At 75.7% G+C, this 559-nt stretch carries 1 protein-coding gene; it reads right to left on the reverse strand.

Annotated features, from left to right (window positions below):
* Positions 1–150 precede the first annotated feature (150 nt).
* Positions 151–468 carry a DUF6343 family protein gene (locus SSBG_RS23385; RefSeq protein WP_037871830.1) on the reverse strand — a complete coding sequence of 106 codons (318 nt, stop codon included), beginning with the start codon at positions 466–468 and terminating at the stop codon, positions 151–153.
* Positions 469–559: the final 91 nt, after the last annotated feature.

Genomic DNA, 559 nt, shown 5'->3' on the forward strand with positions numbered 1-559 from the left:
CCCGACTACCTGCGGGCGACCAAGTTCGCCGACCAGGGCGGTGCGGGGCAGGACTGAGCCCGCCCGCCCCCGCCGCCCCGGCCCGAGGGTTCCTGGGCGGCCGGTCCTTCGGGGCGGCCGGTCCGTCCCGGACCGGCAGCGACCGGCGGTTCAGCGCCACGGCGAGGGCGGCTGCCGGTGCGCGCGCAGCCGTACGGAGACGACGACGAGGTCGATCGTCACGAGCAGCCACAGCGCCGCGCTCACGGCCGCCCACCCGGGGTGACCGGTGAACACGAAGACGACGGTCGCCGCGATCGTCACGACCTCGCCCCACACGCTCAGCGCGAGCCGCGGCCCCAGTGGACTGCGCGCGGTGAGCGGCTCCGTGCCGCCGCGTCCGGGACGCTCGGTGTCCGCCCTGGTCAGATGGCCGCCGGCGGCCGCCGAGATCCGGTGATGGTGTGCGTGGTGCGTTCCAGCAGGCATGACGTTCACCGCTCCCTCGTCGGGGCTCTCCTTCCGGTGTACCTCCTGCGGGTGAGGAAGGGAAACGGGGGAACCGCGCCCGCCGCCGGCC

The organism is Streptomyces sp. SPB074 (assembly GCF_000154905.1).
Lineage (GTDB): Bacteria > Actinomycetota > Actinomycetes > Streptomycetales > Streptomycetaceae > Streptomyces.